7 protein-coding genes are annotated in these 17,669 nt (G+C 41.7%); all 7 read right to left on the reverse strand.

The genetic code is table 11. The features are described from left to right. The 7 genes from gltX to AB4X21_RS09290 all read right to left on the reverse strand — a co-directional run bounded on the left by gltX (window position 1) and on the right by AB4X21_RS09290 (window position 17,441). Window positions 1–1,458, reverse strand: a complete 1,458-nt coding sequence (gltX, locus tag AB4X21_RS09260; protein WP_369087889.1) for a glutamate--tRNA ligase — start codon at window positions 1,456–1,458, stop codon at window positions 1–3. 171 nt (window positions 1,459–1,629) lie between these two features. Further along, complete coding sequence (locus tag AB4X21_RS09265) at window positions 1,630–2,412, reverse strand: alpha/beta hydrolase family protein (protein WP_155128208.1); 783 nt, start codon at window positions 2,410–2,412, stop codon at window positions 1,630–1,632. 70 nt (window positions 2,413–2,482) lie between these two features. After that, complete coding sequence (locus tag AB4X21_RS09270) at window positions 2,483–4,144, reverse strand: ribonuclease J (protein ID WP_270300115.1); 1,662 nt, start codon at window positions 4,142–4,144, stop codon at window positions 2,483–2,485. A 203-nt stretch (window positions 4,145–4,347) separates the two neighbouring features. Further along, a complete protein-coding gene (locus tag AB4X21_RS09275; RefSeq protein ID WP_369087890.1) occupies window positions 4,348–4,890 on the reverse strand; it encodes a hypothetical protein in 543 nt (180 codons plus the stop codon). A gap of 737 nt (window positions 4,891–5,627) precedes the next feature. After that, entirely contained in the window at window positions 5,628–6,392 is a 765-nt protein-coding gene (locus AB4X21_RS09280; protein ID WP_151379422.1) for an ABC transporter ATP-binding protein, read from the reverse strand. Continuing rightward, on the reverse strand, window positions 6,389–7,255 hold the full coding sequence (locus AB4X21_RS09285; RefSeq protein WP_003008955.1) for an ABC transporter permease: 867 nt from the start codon (window positions 7,253–7,255) through the stop codon (window positions 6,389–6,391). Before AB4X21_RS09285 ends, AB4X21_RS09280 begins: the two co-directional genes overlap by 4 nt. Before the next feature lie 544 nt (window positions 7,256–7,799). After that, window positions 7,800–17,441, reverse strand: coding sequence for an SspB-related isopeptide-forming adhesin (locus tag AB4X21_RS09290; RefSeq protein WP_369087891.1), 9,642 nt, complete (start codon window positions 17,439–17,441; stop codon window positions 7,800–7,802). Window positions 17,442–17,669: the final 228 nt, after the last annotated feature.

Below are 17,669 nucleotides of genomic sequence, written 5' to 3' on the forward strand. Positions count from 1 at the left end.
TTATCTGATTTTTTCCAACATACTCTCAATATGTTGGATGGATTTTTCGCGTCCAAGCAAGTAGATGGTATCTGGCAATTCAGGACCATGCATTTCACCTGAAACGGCAATACGGATTGGCATAAAGAGGTTCTTACCTTTGATACCAGTTTCTTTTTGAACCGCTTTGATTTGTGGGAAGATATTTTCAGCCACAAACTCATCGTCTGACATGGCTTCAAGTTTTGCCTTGAAGGCTTCAAGAACAGTTGGAACGGTTTCACCAGCCATGACTTCTCGCTCAGCTTCCGTCAATTCTGGGAAGTCTGAGAAGAAGAGGTCCGTCAATGGAACGATTTCATCCACTGACTTCATTTGTGGTTTGTAGAGTTCCACCAATTTCTCAGCCTTGTCTGTCAAACGTCCTGCTGCTTCGAGGAATGGTTTTGCCAATTCAAAAATGGTCTCAAGATCTGCATTCTTGATATACTCATTGCTCATCCAGTCCATTTTCTTTTGGTCGAAGGCTGCTGGAGACTTGCTGAGACGGTTTTCATCAAAGAGTTTAATCAGTTCTTCGCGAGAGAAGATTTCGTCTTCCCCACCAGGGTTCCAACCAAGAAGAGCGATAAAGTTAAAGACTGCTTCTGGAAGGTAGCCTTTCTTCCGGTAATCTTCAATAAATTGAAGGGTATTAGTGTCGCGTTTAGACAACTTCTTACCAGTTTCAGAGTTGATGATTAAGGTCATGTGACCAAACTCTGGCGCTTCCCAACCAAGAGCTTCATAGACCATGAGCTGTTTTGGTGTGTTGGCAATGTGGTCATCTCCACGGATAACGTGAGAGATTTGCATATCGTGGTCATCGATGACAACGGCAAAGTTGTAGGTTGGATAACCATCTTTCTTTTGGATAACCCAGTCCCCACCGATATTGCCACCTTCGAATTCGATATCGCCTTTGACCATATCATGCCACTTGTAGATACCAGACTCATTCACTACCAAACGAACCGTCGGGATGATGCCCGCTGCTTCACGTTCTGCAACGTAAGCTGCTTTTTCTTCTTCGCTCATGCCAAGGTATTCGTTGATGTAGCGAGGTGTTTCACCGGTCGCTTCTTGACGTTCACGTTCTCTTGCCAACTCTTCTTCTGTAACATAAGATTTGTAGGCTTTTCCTTCGGCTAGCAATTGGTCAATGTATTTTTGATAGAGTTCCAAGCGCTCTGATTGGCGGTAGTTTTCATGCGTCTCTGGACTTTCGTCCCAGTCCATGCCCAACCAACGAAGGTTTTCAAGCTGTGAACGTTCTCCGTCTTCGACGTGACGCTTACGGTCCGTATCCTCGATACGGATAATAAAGGTTCCACCATGGTGGCGTGCATACAAGTAGTTAAACAATGCTGTACGGGCATTTCCGATGTGTAGTAGTCCTGTTGGACTTGGTGCATAACGCACACGAATATCTTTTGCCATATTTCTCTCCTCTTATCTTGTTCGCTATTTCTAGCTCATTTTTCAATCGTTCCTATTATACCACAAAGAGAGCAGGACTGAAATGAATAAGTGACCTTTCTAGTTTTTCTTCCTATATACATGAAAAAAGCCAGAACAAATGCTCTGACTGATATCCAATCTATTTGTATCTTAGTTGAGTCTTTCTTCCAATTCAAAGTCGATTGGCAGGGTTTGTAAAAAGTGCTCTAACTCACGTTCCCAGTAGAACCATTCGTGCTTACCTGGGCTGTGGGTATAGGTGACATCCAAACCTAACTTTTCTAGTTCCTTGACTTCAAAATTATTGGCCTCATAAAGGAAATCCTGCTCCCCACACCAGATCCAGAGTTTGGTCTTCTTATCTGAAAACTTCTTGGCAGCAGTCTCTAGCGAGTAGGGACTGGTCGTCCAATCCTCAATCTCTCCAAAGATCCCCTTCCAAAAAGCTGGTTGTTCCAAGTCATTGTTTTCAAAATCCCGATCGTGGAAACTCAGAGCACCGGAAAAACTAGCCGCATGGGAGAAACGATTTGTCTTGAGAGCCAAGAGCATTGATCCATAGCCACCCATGGATAGACCAGCAATAAAGGTCTTCTCCCGTTTCTTGGTCATATTAGGGAAGAAGCGAGAAAGAGTCTCTGGCAATTCCTCCGCAATAGCTGTGTAATAATTGTAGCCATACTGGGTGTCTGTGTAAAAGCCATTATTGGTATTAGGCAGGACCACGATCAGATTGGTATTTCGCAAAATGCGCTCCACATTGGTCCGCTTCAACCAAGAGTGGTGGTTGCCATTCATCCCGTGTAAGAGATAGAGAACCGGAATATCCGTATCCGCTGGATCTTCCACGCGCGATGCATCGGGATAAAGGACGGACACGCCCCACTCCATCTTCAAGGCTTCTGAATAATACTCAATCTGCATAACTGCCATTTGCTTCCCTCTTTCTACTGTTAAAAACACTCGGCAAGCCTCGGGCAGCCAAGCGTTTCCATTTCTTCTATTATTTCACTTCCATCACGACTGGTAGGATGGCTGGACGGCGTTTGGTTTGTTCAAATAAGAACTTAGACAAGTTGTCGCGTACCAAACCTTTTAACTCACCCCAGTCAAAGCTGTCTTGTGTCAAATAGTCTTCAACGCTTTGGTTGACCAATTCGCAACTTTCACGAAGAATATCCCGACTCTTCTTGACATAGACAAAACCACGGGTGTGCACGCGCGCTTTGGAAATAATCTTCTTCTCTTTGCGATTTACCGTGATCGCCACGATAAAGATCCCGTCTTCTGACAAGACCTTGCGGTCACGAAGGACAATATTGCCCACATCACCAATGGCATTCCCATCGATCATGACATCTCCAGCTGAGACGCTACCGGCAGGGACGAAGTCCCCCTTTTCGTACTCCATCACAGTTCCGCGTTTTGGAATAAAGATATTTTCAGGCAAGATACCAACTTCCATCGCTACCCGCGCATGGGCATCCAATTCGCGGTATTCCCCTTGGATCGGGAAGAGGTATTTAGGACGAAGAAGGTTGATCATCAACTGCAAGTCCCGTGCGTTTCCGTGACCAGATACGCGCAAGCTTGACGTGATCAATTTTACAATGCCACCTGCTTGGTAGATCATGTTTTCCACACGAGCCACCACAGCTTCTTTAGCAATAGATGGTGTTGTGACGACGTAGACCAAGTCCCCATCTTTGATTTCCACATAACGGTGACGGCCAATAGACATCTTGCGCAAACCGTTGATCGGCTCACCCATCCGGCCTGTTTCCAAAATGATCAATTCATGATCCTCAAAACGGCTCATTTCTTTTGGCTTGATCAAGAGTTTTTCGTTGGCAAGAGACAATTTGTTCAAGCGAATAGCTGTGCGGACGATGTTTTCCACATCAAACCCTGTCAAGACCACTCGACGGCCAGTCTCAGCTGCAGCATCAAAGACCTGCTGGATCCGAGAAAGGTTGCTGGCTACTGCCGCTACGATGACACGACCATCCCAGTCTGCGATCGTATCTAAGATGGCATCGCCTACTTCTTGCTCACTGGCAACTTGAATATTACTATCCGCATTGGCCGAATCACTCAAGAGAGCAAGGACGCCTTCGCGTCCAATCTCAGCTAGACGAGCAAAGTCTGTCGCATATGACTCGCTGGCAGTCTGGTCAAATTTAAAGTCTCCTGTATAGACGATATTGCCCTCAGGAGTGCCAATCACAATCCCGATACTTTCAGGGATCGAGTGAGTGGTTTGAAAGAAAGAGACGACGGCATCACCAAAATCAATCTCAGAATTCTGATCGATGACATGAAAGTCGTTGAATTTCTTCACACTGTCATTGCTTTTTACAAAGAGTTTAGCCAACTCAATGGTCAACTCGGTTCCGAATACAGGGACTTTCGCTTCCGCCAAAAGATAAGGCAAGGCCCCAATCGCATCTGCGTGACCATGGGTCAAGAAAACACCCGCAATGCGGTCCTTATTTTCAAATAGATAATCCATGTTGGGGATAACGACATCCACCCCAAGTTGCTCATTTTCTGGATACTTCAGACCTGCATCCAAGACAAAAATCGAATCGTTCACTTCGGCAACGTAGAGATTTTTCCCATTTTCTCGAACACCGCCAAGAGTGACTAATTTAATACTACTCACTGTTGTCTCCTTTAGTGTGATTATTTTAATACTTACGGTCCTTGGTCGCCCAAGTCGAATTACAGCTTTGCAAATACTTGCATATCTACTCTATTATACAATTTTTTTCTCTTTTTTTCAAAAAGCTTTCCACAGCAAAAAAGTCCTCTCATCTGAAGTAGATGAGAGGACTTCTAGGCGCCTATTTTTAGGGGGAAAAGACCCTAAAGATGGTAATCTCCCCGTTTATTTTCAATGATCCGCATGGCTGCCTTAATCACATGAAACTTGCCTAACAACTCCTCTAGGCGCTTACTATTTCGCTCGCTCAATTGGCCGTTCTTGACCGCTTGGGACAGGCGATAAAATTCATCCAAGTCCTCCCCAATGTTTTCAAACAGCTCTTTGGCTTCCTTGAGTCGGTAGCGATTGACTAGGTGGTTCACATCTTTTTTGAAGGAAGCGACATTGTTTTCGTGAATGTCCGTATAGGCTTCCTCTTCTTCCTTAGATTCTTGGTAATTAACCGCCTTAAAACAGGTGATAAACTCCCGACTTTTGATATTGCAGACAAAGATGACGCCATCACTGGCTACATAGGCTTCTGTGTTGGCGGGTTGAACCACATTACTATCATAAGGAGAGAGGGAGGAGAGGTGTTGGTTGATCCACTTATTCAAGTGCTGATCATCTACGCCAAAGCGCTCAAAAGCTCTTTGCCGAAAATGGTCCCGACAACTATATTCTTGCGCATACGACAATCCCATACTCTCACCTCCTCCTGAGTATCTTATAAAAATGGCCTCCAGTCTTACGGGACTAGAGGCCTGGTCTGCTTCACTGACTTGGTGCAATTAACCTTTTGGCTAACAAAACAATGTTTATGATGTTGATTTCATTTAATAGTATTTGTGTAAAATACCAGAGGTTTTCTTTGCTATCCTAAATCCAAATGATTAGTTTTCGACTGGACGCATTGAAGTTTGAAAACCTTTACAAAAAGCTTCTACCTACTATTTCCACGTTTTCTTATGTCTCCGGACAAACTAAGCAGGTTTGCCCGACCGTCCAACCGATCCGACACACACGACATGACTGCTCTTTTACGATAAGAGCATGAACAGATATCAGCAAAACAGGCCTAAAACGAAGTAACCTAAATTTTAACTCGATAAGGCATTGGTATCAATCCCTTCTTCATCTTTCTAACTATATTATACTCAGCTACCTAAGTAATTGCAAGCGATTTCAGCTGAAACTAGTTCCTATTTTATGCGGTTTTATAAATGATTTAAGGAAAAGAGGCTGGGACAAAAGTCCTAGCCTCTCAATTATTTTTGGATTGTCGAGCAAGACGCAGTGGTTGAGTGGGCTCTACTACGCTGATTTCACCAGCTTTTACAGCCCTACTCAACTGTGCGGAGGTGGGACGACGAAGCGCCATGAACAATATTGCTTCTGTCCTACTCCCTATTTTCACTTTGCATTTTACGGGCTTTGTATCTTAGTCTTTCTCAAACAATTGATAATAGTCTGCGATGGTCATTTGGGCTTTTTCTTCTTGATTGAGGTCTTGGACGATGTGTCCGTCTTTCATGACAATCAAACGATTTCCATATTTCAAAGCATCTTCCATATGGTGGGTGATCATAAGAGCTGTGAGGGCATCTTGTTTCACAAACTCATCCGTTAAGGTCATGAGCGCCTGACTGGTTTTTGGATCCAAGGCAGCAGTGTGTTCATCTAAAAGCAAGAGTTCTGGACGTTTCAGTGTCGCCATCAACAGGCTCAAGGCTTGTCGTTGCCCCCCTGATAGAAACTCAACGGCTGTGTCGATATGATGTTCCAAACCATTGCCGATCTTAGCAAGGACTGTTTGAAACTCTTCTTTATAGCTGGCTAAGTGACGCGGAATCAAGCCACGTTTTTCTCCGCGAAACTTCGCTACCAAGAGGTTTTCCGCAACCGTCATGCGAGGCGCTGTCCCCATTTTAGGATCTTGAAAGACCCGCGATAGGTACTTGGCTCTCTTTTCAGGAGAATAGTTGGTTACATCTTCCCCCAAAATATAAATCTTCCCACTGCTCACCGGAAGCGTCCCAGCAATGGTATTAAAGAGGGTTGATTTTCCGGCTCCATTGCCCCCCAAAATCGTGATAAAATCATGCTCTCGAATTTCCAAGGAGACATCATCCAGAATGACTTTTTCTTCGTTCATCCCATTGCTCACGGCTTTGGTTACATTTTTTAATTCTACAATTGCTGTCATTTACTGAGTTTCGCTCCTTTCATAATTTTTCCCTTAAAGGTTGGAATCATCAAGCAGATAGCTAAGATCAAAGCACTGAAGATTCGAATATAGCTGGTATTGATGCCAAGCGCAATCACGGCCCAAATCAAAAATTGGTAGGCGATCGATCCGATCGCAATACTGAGCAAGCGCTCTGTCAAAGTGACATTTGAAAAGAGCACCTCTCCAATAATGAGGCTGGCAAGCCCAATAACAATGACACCAATCCCACGTGAAGCATCCGCATAGCCTTCTTGCTGGGCCATCAGTGCACCAGAAAGAGCAATAATCCCATTTGAAATGACCAAGCCCATCAATTCCATCCGGTCGGTGTTGATCCCAAAGCTCTTGGCCATATCTGGATTGTCCCCTGTCGCAATATAGGCTTGACCCAAGCGTGTATCCAAGAAGAAGATCAAACCAAGGATCACAAGCGTTACGAAAATCAAGCCAATCAGAATCTCATTGAACCCACTGGCAAAAGGAAGAAATTCCTGAATTTTTTTATAGCCCAGAAGTCCCAAATTAGCCCGCTGCATGACAAAGAGAATGACCGAGTTACAAGATGTCATCACGAGGATCCCTGACAAGAGTGTCGGGATTCTCCCTTTTGTGTAGAGAAGGCCCGTCGCAAGTCCCGCCAAGCACCCTGCTCCAATAGCAGCCAGCGTTGCAAGGAGTGGATTGACCCCTTTGGTAATCAAGGTCACCGCCACCGCTCCTCCAAGCGGGAAGGACCCTTCTGTCGTCATATCTGGAAAATCTAGAATTCGGAACGTCATAAAGATTCCTAACCCTAAAATGGCCCAAATCAAACCTTGTGAAACAATTGAATTAATCATAGTTTCTCCCTTCGATAATAGTAGTTTAATTGTATCATAAATATGGAAGAGAACCTATAGGAAATTCACAATATTTCTTGGATCACCAGCTTTTTAAAAATAAAACGGAACCCTCCTGATTATATGGAGCAGGAGGGTTCTATAAGCTTTTATAATTATGCAAAAAAGAAACCTGTGTTTGTTTCACAAGTCTGGTCTTACTAGGGTAACTGACGACAATAAGGGTGTGAAGTACTATCACTCCAAACCCTACTGTATCCCAATTCAAAGTGGATTCATTCCCCTTGTTGCCGGCAGTTTGAAAGATCAAATTGCTTTACTAGTATACTGTTTTCTCTACTTCAAGTCAATGGAATTTTACTGAAACTAGTAACCGAATGAAATGAATATATAGAATTTTACTGAAACTTTTTCATCACATTTATGCATGTTTTTCTAAGTTTCCAATACCAAACAAAGAGGCCTTGCTCTTTCGAGCAAAGCCTCTTCCTGTTGGATCTAAAATTGTCACCTCATCATCAAGTTTGTCGATGTCACCTCAATTTTAGTCTTCGCGTTTTTTGCGTTTTACAAGTCCCGCAAGGCCAACCATACCAAGTGCAGCACCTAACAATGCAGCAGATGCTGATTGTTCTTCACCAGTTTCAGGAAGTGCTGGAGCTGGAGGAGTTGTAGGTGTTGGTGGCGTTGGTGGTGTTGGTGGTGTTGGTGGTGTTGGCGGTGTTGGCGGTGTTGTTGGTGGCGTTGTCGGCGGTGTATTCGGTGGTGTTGTTGGTGGTGTATTTGGCGGTGTTGTTGGCGGAATAACAGTGTTGTTAAACTCTGTATCTTCTGGCAACTGAGTAATAGCCGTCAATACTTTACCGTCTTTGTTAATCATAATACCCACAGTGGCAACCATCTTATCGTATTCGATGCTAGAATCTTTGCCACGGATTTCTTCTACATGGTAGAGATGAGTTCCTTCTTCACCACGTTTGAATTCAAGATTTGAGAAAGTGATCTTACCAGCCGCATCATTGGTTACGGTTTCGATCACATTTCCTTTTTCGTCCTTAAGAACGAAACTGAATTCACCAGCCTTCAATGCACGACCTTCCAATTTCTTAGTGAATTGGAATTGAACCTTAACTGGAATGTTGACTACACGTTTTTCAGTTGGTTTTTCTGGTTTTTCTACAGTCTTCTTAGTTGGATCGTATTGGTGTACGATTTGTGAAGCTGTATTTTCAATGTCCACACCATCTTGAGCAGATTGTATAATTTCTGCAGGAATTTCAAACTTGTAGTAACGTCCAAAGGCCAACTTAGTTGTGTCGATCACTTGTGTATTTTCTGCGTCTCCAAGTGACTTAGTCAAGTCTGCTTTAGATGTTGCAGTAATCACACCGTTTTCAACCTTGATATCAAACTTAGCTGTTACATCTTCTCCTGTTACAGAGTCGTATGCCTTAATATCAGCTCCGTTGACAGTCAAGTTCGCACTATCATATTTATCTGTAACACCAACAGATTGAATATTGTGTGCTTCAGTGAATTTAGTTGTATCCAACCATACTTGGTAGTATACTTTATCACCTTTCTTGAGTGTCTTCGTATTGATATTTTGAGCTTCGTTGTTATCAGTCTTATCAACGTAAGGATTTGCATTTGTGTCCGCAACCTTATCCTTCAACTCTTTATCATCGTCGAGAAGTTTCACACCTGTAAGATCGAATTTAGATTCGTTCAAGATGTATTTCTCTGGATTGAATTCTGGAGTTTCAGGTGGGCGAACAGTGTTATTGAATTCTTTGTCTGATGGATCCGTTACCTTAGTAAGGAGAGCTTTCGCTGTTCCATCATGAGAAACCTCAACTGTTACAACTGCTTTCATAGTGTCATAAGTAACGGTTGTATCAGTTCCTTTGACTTCTTCTACAGTGTAGTTGTAAGTTCCTTCTTGACCTTTCTTGAATTCAAGAGCTGAGAACTTAACGTTACCAGATGCATCGTTCTTCACAGTTTCAAGAGTCTTACCATCTTTATCCTTAAGAACAAAGCTGAATTCGTTAGCTTTAAGCTCACGGCCTTCCAAACGTTTCGTGAAGTTGAATTCTACTGAAACAGGGATGTTCACAACACGTTTTTCAGTTGGTTTGTTTGGTTTCTTCACTGTCTTGCTTGTTGGATCGTATTGGTGAACGATTTGAGCTGCAGTGTTTTCAATATCCGCACCACCCTTAACAGTATCTTTCACTGTTGCTGGGATGTCGAACTTGTAGTAACGTCCAAACGCAAACTTAGTTGTGTCGATCACTGGAGTATTTTCTGCATCTCCAAGTGACTTAGTCAAGTCCGCTTTAGAAGTTGCAGAGATCACACCGTTTTCAACCTTGATATCAAATTTAGCAGTCACATCTTCGCCTGTTACAGAGTCGTAAGCTTTGATGTTTGCAACATTGATGTCAAGTTTGTCTTCTTCGTAGTCATCAGTAACACCAACAGATTGGATGTTGTGCGCTTCAGTAAACTTAGTTGTATCCAACCATACTTGGTAAACAACCTTATCGCCACGTTTCACAGTCTTAGTATTGATGTTTGCTGCTTCATTATTGTCAGCCTTATCAGCGTAAGGATTTGCGTTTGTTTCCGCAACCTTGTCTGCCAATTCTTTATCATCATCAAGAAGTGATTTACCAGTAAGGTCGAATTTCTCAGCGTTCAAGATGTATTTCTCTGGGTTGAACTCTGGAGTTTCTGGAGGAGTCACCTTGTTGTTAAATTCTTTATCCGCAATGTCGCCAACTTTCGCGATCAGAACTTTAGCTTTTCCGTCGTGTGAAACTGTGACTGTTACATTCGCTTTCATAGTGTCGTATGTAACGGTTGCGTCTGTTCCTTTAACTTCTTCTACTGTGTAGTTGTGTACGCCTTCTTGACCTTTCTTGAACTCAAGTTTAGAGAACTTAACGTTACCATCTTTATCGTTCTTCACAGTTTCAAGAGTATTACCTTTTGAATCTTTAAGAACGAAGCTGAATTCATTGGCTTTAAGCTCACGACCTTCCATACGTTTAGTAAAGTTGAATTCTACTTCAACTGGAACGCTGTTGACACGTTTTTCAGTTGGTTTTTCAGGTTTTTCAACTTTCTTAGTAGTTGGGTTGTAGTAGTTAACAACTTGAGCCGCAGTATTTTCGATGTCTACTCCACCTGCAACGTCAGCTTTCACTGTAGCTGGGATATCAAACTTGTAGTAACGTCCGAATTCGAATTTATTTGTGTCAATCACTTGTGTGTTTTCCGCATCGCCAAGTGACTTCGTGAAGCCATCTTTAAGGGTTGCAGTAATCACACCGTTGTTCACAGCGATATCGAATTTAGCTGTTACATCCGCACCAGTCTTACCGTCATAAGCTTTGATTTCTGAACCATCAACATCAACTTTAGCCTCATCGTAGTCATCTGAGATTCCTACTGATTGGATATGGTCTTTGTTGTTTGCGTCAAATTTAGTTGTATCCAACCATACTTGGTAAACAAGTTTTTGACCTGGTTTAACTGATTTAGTGTTGATATTCGCTGCTTCGTTATTAGATGCATCGTCCGCATATGGGTTCGCATTGGTATCTGCGTACTTGTCTGCCAACTCTTTATCATCATCTAATAATGAAGTTCCAGTCAAATCAAATTCTTTTTCGTTTAGAACATATTTTTCTGGATTGAATTCTGGAGTTTCTGGAGGTGTTACACGGTTGTTAAATTCTTTATCCGCAATGTCGCCTACAGTCGCGATAAGTACTTTAGCTGTACCATCGTGTTTCACTGTGACTGTTACATTCGCTTTCATGGTGTCGTATGTAACGGTTGCGTCTGTGCCTTTAACTTCTTCTACTGTGTAGTTGTGAACGCCTTCTTGGCCTTTCTTGAACTCAAGTTTAGAGAACTTAACGTTACCATCTTTATCGTTCTTCACAGTTTCAACTTCTTTACCAGTTGAATCTTTAAGTACGAAGCTGAATTCGTTAGCTTTAAGCTCACGGCCTTCCAAGCGTTTAGTGAAGTTGAATCCTACCTCAACTGGTACGTTGTTTACACGTTTTTCAGTTGGTTTGCTTGGTTTTTCAACTTTCTTAGTTGTTGGGTTGTAGTAGTTGACTACTTGAGCCGCAGTGTTTTCAATGTCTACACCACCAGGTACATCAGCTTTCACTGTTGTTGGGATGTCGAACTTGTAGTAACGTCCGAATTCGAATTTAGTTGTGTCGATCACTTGTGTGTTTTCCGCATCGCCAAGTGACTTCGTGAAGCCAGCTTTCAAGTTCGCAGTGATCACACCGTTGTTCACAGTGATATCGAATTTATCTGTTACTTCTGCGCCTGTTACAGAGTCGTAAGCTTTGATGTCAGCTGCATTAAGATTTAATTTCGCTTCATCGTAGTTATCAGAGATTCCTACTGTTTGGATGTTGTCCTTGTTAGCTGCGTCGAATTTAGTTGTATCCAACCATACTTGGTAAACCAACTTGTCGCCACGTTTCACAGTCTTGGTATTCAAGTTTTCTGCTTCGTTGTTTGATGCATCGTCCGCATATGGGTTCGCATTGGTATCTGCGTACTTGTCTGCCAACTCTTTGTCATCATCAACGAGCTTATCACCAGTGATATCGTATTTCTCTTTAGAAACAACGTATTTCTCTGGTTGGAACTTAGGTTCTTCTGGTGGAGTTACTGTATTGTTGAACTCTTTATCAGCAATATCTCCGACCTTAGCAACTAAAGCTTTAGCTGTACCATCATGAGAAACAGTGACTGTTACAACAGCTTTCATATTGTCATATGTAACGGTTGAGTCTGTACCAGCAACTTCTACTACTTTGTAACGGTAAACTCCGATATCATTGTTTGTGTATTTAAGGCTAGTGAATTTAACCTTACCATCCTTATCATTGGTTGCTGTTTCAAGAACATTGAATTCATCATCGTCTAACAATTGGAAAGTAAACTCATTCGCTTTCAATTGACGACCAGCAAGAGCTTTCTTGAAGTCAAGTTCAATTTGAATTGGTACGTTGTTGACACGTTTTTCAGTTGGTTTGCTTGGTTTTTCAACTTTCTTAGTAGTTGGGTTGTAGTAGTTGACTACTTGAGCCGCAGTATTTTCGATGTCTACACCACCAGGTACATCAGCTTTCACTGTTGTTGGGATGTCGAACTTGTAGTAACGTCCGAAGGCAAATTTAGTTGTGTCGATGACTTGTGTGTTTTCTGCATCGCCAAGTGACTTCGTGAAGCCATCTTTAAGGGTTGCAGTGATCACACCGTTGTTCACAGTGATATCGAATTTATCTGTTACTTCTGCGCCTGTTACTGAGTCGTAAGCTTTGATCTTAGTAGAATCAAGATCCAACTTAGTTTCATCGTAGTCATCTGAGATTCCTACTGATTGGATGTTGTCCTTGTTAGCTGCGTCGAATTTAGTTGTATCCAACCATACTTGGTAAACTAATTTTGATCCACGTTCAACAGTCTTAGTATTTAAGTTTTCCACTTCATTATTGATGGTATTGTCCGCATATGGGTTCGCATTGGTATCTGCGTACTTGTCTGCTAACTCTTTATCATCATCAACGAGTTTGTCACCAGTGATATCGTATTTCTCTTTAGAAACAACGTATTTCTCTGGTTGGAACTTAGGTTCTTCTGGAGGTGTTACACGGTTGTTAAATTCTTTATCAGCAGCGTCTGTTACGTTGGCAACGATGGCTTTCGCTGTACCATCGTGTGAAACAACCACTTTAACAGTTGCAACCATTGTATCGTAGTTGACAGTTGCATCTGTACCAGGAGTTTCTTCAACTGTGTAGTTGTAAGTCTTACCAAGGTCATCGCGACCGAATTCAAGAGTCTTGAAGACGATCTTACCAGCAGCGTCATTCTTCACGCGTTCAACTTCAACGCCGTCTTTCTTCAATACGAATTCGAATTCGTTGGCCTGAAGTTCACGACCTTCCAAACGTTTCGTGAAGTTCATTTCCACTGGAACTGGAACGCTATTGACACGTTTTTGTGTTGGTTTTTCAGGCTTTTCAACCGTCTTGCTTACTGGGTTGTAAACATGAACGGTTTGGTTGGCTGTATTTTCAATATCAGCACCAGCTTTAACAGATTCTTTCACAGTTGCTGGGATATCAAATTTATAGTAACGTCCGAATTCGAACTTAGTGGTGTCGATAACAGGAGCATTGACTTTATCTTTGATAAATGCTTCTTTAGAAGTTGCAGTGATTGTACCGTTTTCAACTTTGATGTCGAATTTATTGGTTACTTCTGCACCAGTTACTGAATCATATGCTTTGATATCAGCTGCATTGACGTCCAATTTATCAGCGTCATATGTATCCGATACACCAACGTATTGGATGTTGTTTGCTTCAGTGAATTTAGTCGTATCTAGCCATACTTGGTAAACCAATTTAGAACCACGTTTAACTGTCTTAGTATTCAAGTTTTCTGGTTCATTGTTGGTTGTCTTGTCTACATATGGATCTGCATTTGTTTCAGTGTATTCATTTGTCAACTCATCGTCGTCGTTCATCAACTTGTTGCCAGTGATGTCATATTTCTCTTTAGAAACGACAAATTTTTCTGGTTGGAATTTAGGAGTTTCTGGAGGAGTGACTTTGTTGTTGAATTCAGTATCTTCTTGAGTGTCAGTTGATTCACCAGCAGCATTCTTACCGCCTGTTGAAGCAATGTCTGTAACAGTTGTTAAGGTATGACCATTCTTAGCAACTTTTACACGGACAAATGCTTTCATGGTATCGTATGTCATACCAAATTCTTTATCTGCATCAGCTGGGATAACTTCCTCAACAGAGTATGAGTGAGTACCAATTTTAGTATTGTCATATGACAATTCAGTAAAGGTCACATTTCCTTCTGCATCATTCTTAACTGTTTCAATAACCTTACCATCTTGATCTTTGAGAACAAAACTGAATTCACCAGCTTTTAACTTACGACCGGCTAATTTTTTAGTAAAGTCAAATCTTGTAACAACTGGAGCAACAACATAGTTGTTAAATTCTGTATCTGCCGGCATTGTAACATTAGCAGTCAGGATCCCTGTTGAAGCATTCTTGGTTACGTTCACTGTTACAACTGCATTCATATCATCGTAGTCGATGTTTCTATCTGTTCCAGCTACTTCACGTACAGTGTATGTGTGAGAACCTTCTTTATCGTATGAAATCGCATCAAATTGAATAGTTCCATCAGCCGCATTTTTCTTGGTTTGAATGATATTGCCATTTTCAAGCAATTCGAATGTGAAGGCATCCTTTGTAAGCTCTTTACCTTCCAATTTCTTAGTAAACTTGAATTGGGCTTGTGTAGCAGCAGGCGTGAAGGTGTTGTTGAACTCTGTATCTGAAGGAAGTGTGTTGGTTGCTTTCAGAACGTGACCCTCTTTCGTAACAGTGATCGTTACTTCAGCTTTCATCGTATCATATTGCATACCTGCTTCAGAACCTTGAACTTCTTCTACAGTATACTTGTGAGTACCAACTTGAGTATTATCAAAGGTCAAGTCATCAAAGGCAATAACACCTGCTTTGGTATTAGTCTTAGTTTGAAGGGTCTTACCATCTGAATCTTTCAATACAAATGTAAATTCGCCTTCTTTCAACTCACGCCCTGCAAGAGCCTTGCTGAAGTCAAACTTGGTCTTAACTGGAGCTACGACATAGTTGTTGAAGACTTTGTCATCAGCTTTTGAGGCAAATCCACCACTACCACTATATTTAACAGAAGCTTCTAAATCACCGTTAGAATTTTCAGTTACATTAACAGTCATCGTAACTGTCATTTCATCGTAATCGACGTTTGTATCTGAACCTGCAGTTTCAGTGATTGTGTATGTGTAAGTACCAACTTTGTTAAATGATAATTTGCTAAATGTAGCTTTACCGTCGGCTTTATTCGTTACAGTTTCTTCATAGGCAGGAAGTGATTTGTTTGATTGGTTTTCTTTAATCTTGAAGGTGAATTCACCGTCAACTAGCACCCGTCCTTCCAGTTGTTTTTCAACTTCTGGAGTGACTTCGACTGGTTTTTGTTTCACATAGTAGTAGATTGGTTGTTTATACGGTGTCAAAGAGTTGAGCAAGTCAACGTTGGTACCGATACCATTTACTCCACGAACCAATTGTTCGTTTGGAGAAAGGTGGCCGATATTATCTCCCAAGAATGGTACGAATACTGTTTTCTTAGGTGTATACCCAGCAGCTGTTTGGAAGTCAAATGGAACTTCTTTACCGTTTGGATAGTTTACACCTTTACTATCTGTGAAAGCAATTGTGTTAAGAGGTGATTTCTTAACAACTAAATCTTCTTTATTGTAATCACCTGGTTTAATAGGTTTAGTTTCCGCCAGCAACATATAGCCATCTGTGTCTAATGTACCATCAGAACGTTTACTTTGTTGTTTTGGATCTAGTAAGTAAACACGAACGACTACAGTTCCATCCTCATCTACGATTTCTTTGATCCGTTTAATTCCTGCACGCTCAGCGTCCATGAATTTGGTACCAACAGTATAAGGACGACTCACATAGCCTGATTGATCGTTTGCATCGGCTGTTTGATACAACTTGTAGCCAGCAAATTGACGTTCACCAGATGCTGTGAAGTTTTGTCCTTCCATAGCTTTAAGAGTATATCTAGCTAAGTCTACTTCATTACCATTTGGCACATAGTCTTGAACAGTCTTATCTGTTTTATTGGCGTTGAATGTTGGGTTATTTTCATCAACTACGCGATAGTAAGTTGTCTTTTCAACTGCTACTGGAATCTTGGCATTGGTATCTGTAATCGTACGGCCATTATAAGCAGGCTCTACAACGTTAATGATATCCGTTGATGTACGAGCAGCATAAACAGCATCGTATAATTTTTTCTCATCTGGAGTAAGATTGTGCCCAGGAGCTACTAAAGCTTGGATACTTGCTCCAACTTCATAACCCAATTGAATAAATGGTTGGTTCGTTTTACCAGGTCCAGCTCCTAAACCTTTATCGAAATCAACTTGCCAAGTTAATTCTCCATTAGAGGCTGCTTTGGTAGTTGTGAATTTCTGAATTCCGCTAGAAGCAGTAATCGTTCTGGTTTCTACTACATTGCCAGTGTTTTTATCGATCAATTCAACAGTCGTGTCTGTCGAAGCATCAAATCTCTTATACGCACGCGCATAGTAGTTTGTATGATACCGTTCGTTAAAGCGAGTAAGATCTACAATACTGTATGTATACCAATCTCCTTCTTTAGCTGAGTATCCAGCTGGTACAGATTGAGAGCTCACAGTTGCACCGTTCGCATCAAACATGCTTGGAGTTGCAGTTTCACCTGGTTTTAAATAGGTAGTCACTTCCACTGGAGTTCCATTATGATCATACACAGCACGACGGCTACGTCGGCTATGACTTGTTACCAAGGCTCCAGCGTTCGTCAAATCAGTTGCTGCACGATCAAGTGATGCACTACGCTCTTCAGCTGCTTCTCTATTTACCTGCACACCTCGCTCTGCACCAATGATCGGAGCTACTGGATTTACAGTAGCTGAAATAGCCGTAGGTGCTTCTGAGCTTTCACTTGCAGGTGATGTTTCTGAGTTTTCAACTCGCAGAGCGAGTGCAGTAGGTTGTGCTGGAGTAACCACTGGTGTGGAGACCAGCTTAGGGCTTGATTCTTTTTTCTTCTCGACAGGTTTGCTTGTTTCTAATGGTGCTGTCGACTTTGGAGCTTCTTCAGATTTTTTAGTTTCAGCTTTTTCTTCTTTTTTAGTCTCAGCTGGGACTTCCTTGTCTTCTGAAGCAGCTGATTTTTCAATCCCTTCAGCCTTTTCAGTTGATGGAGCTGGTGCTTCTGAAGTTGTAGCAGAATTAGAAAGGTCTACTTTTGGCGCTGGTGCTCCCTCACCATATGCCTTAGAAGCAACTGGTACTTCTGCTTGACTTGATTCTGTTGCAGCAGGTTGTGCTCCTGAAGTCGCCGTTCCTGCAGATTCAGAGGCTACTGTTGCCTCATCTGCTGATGCAGATTGAGCTCCTGCAGCAAAAAGTGCTGTTCCTAAAAGAACTGAACAAACCCCAACGCTATATTTTCGCAATGAAAAGCGCTGGCGCTTATTAAATATATCCTTCATTTATAGGATCTCCTTTTTCATATTTCATGATTCCATGATACCAGTAAAATTGTAACACCGTTGACATATAGAGTCAATCTGTTGAAAATAAATCGTAATATTCTTGTTAAAATGTTATTTTATTCCACTAATTTTTTAATGTTTTTTGCTAAATTGTCACATTTTTTCCTATTTGGTTCACTTTTTTTATACTATAAAAAAGAAGAGTACAGGAAACAAAGATCGTTC

Source organism: Streptococcus sp. CP1998, from assembly GCF_041026655.1.
Taxonomy (GTDB): Bacteria; Bacillota; Bacilli; order Lactobacillales; family Streptococcaceae; genus Streptococcus; species Streptococcus dentalis.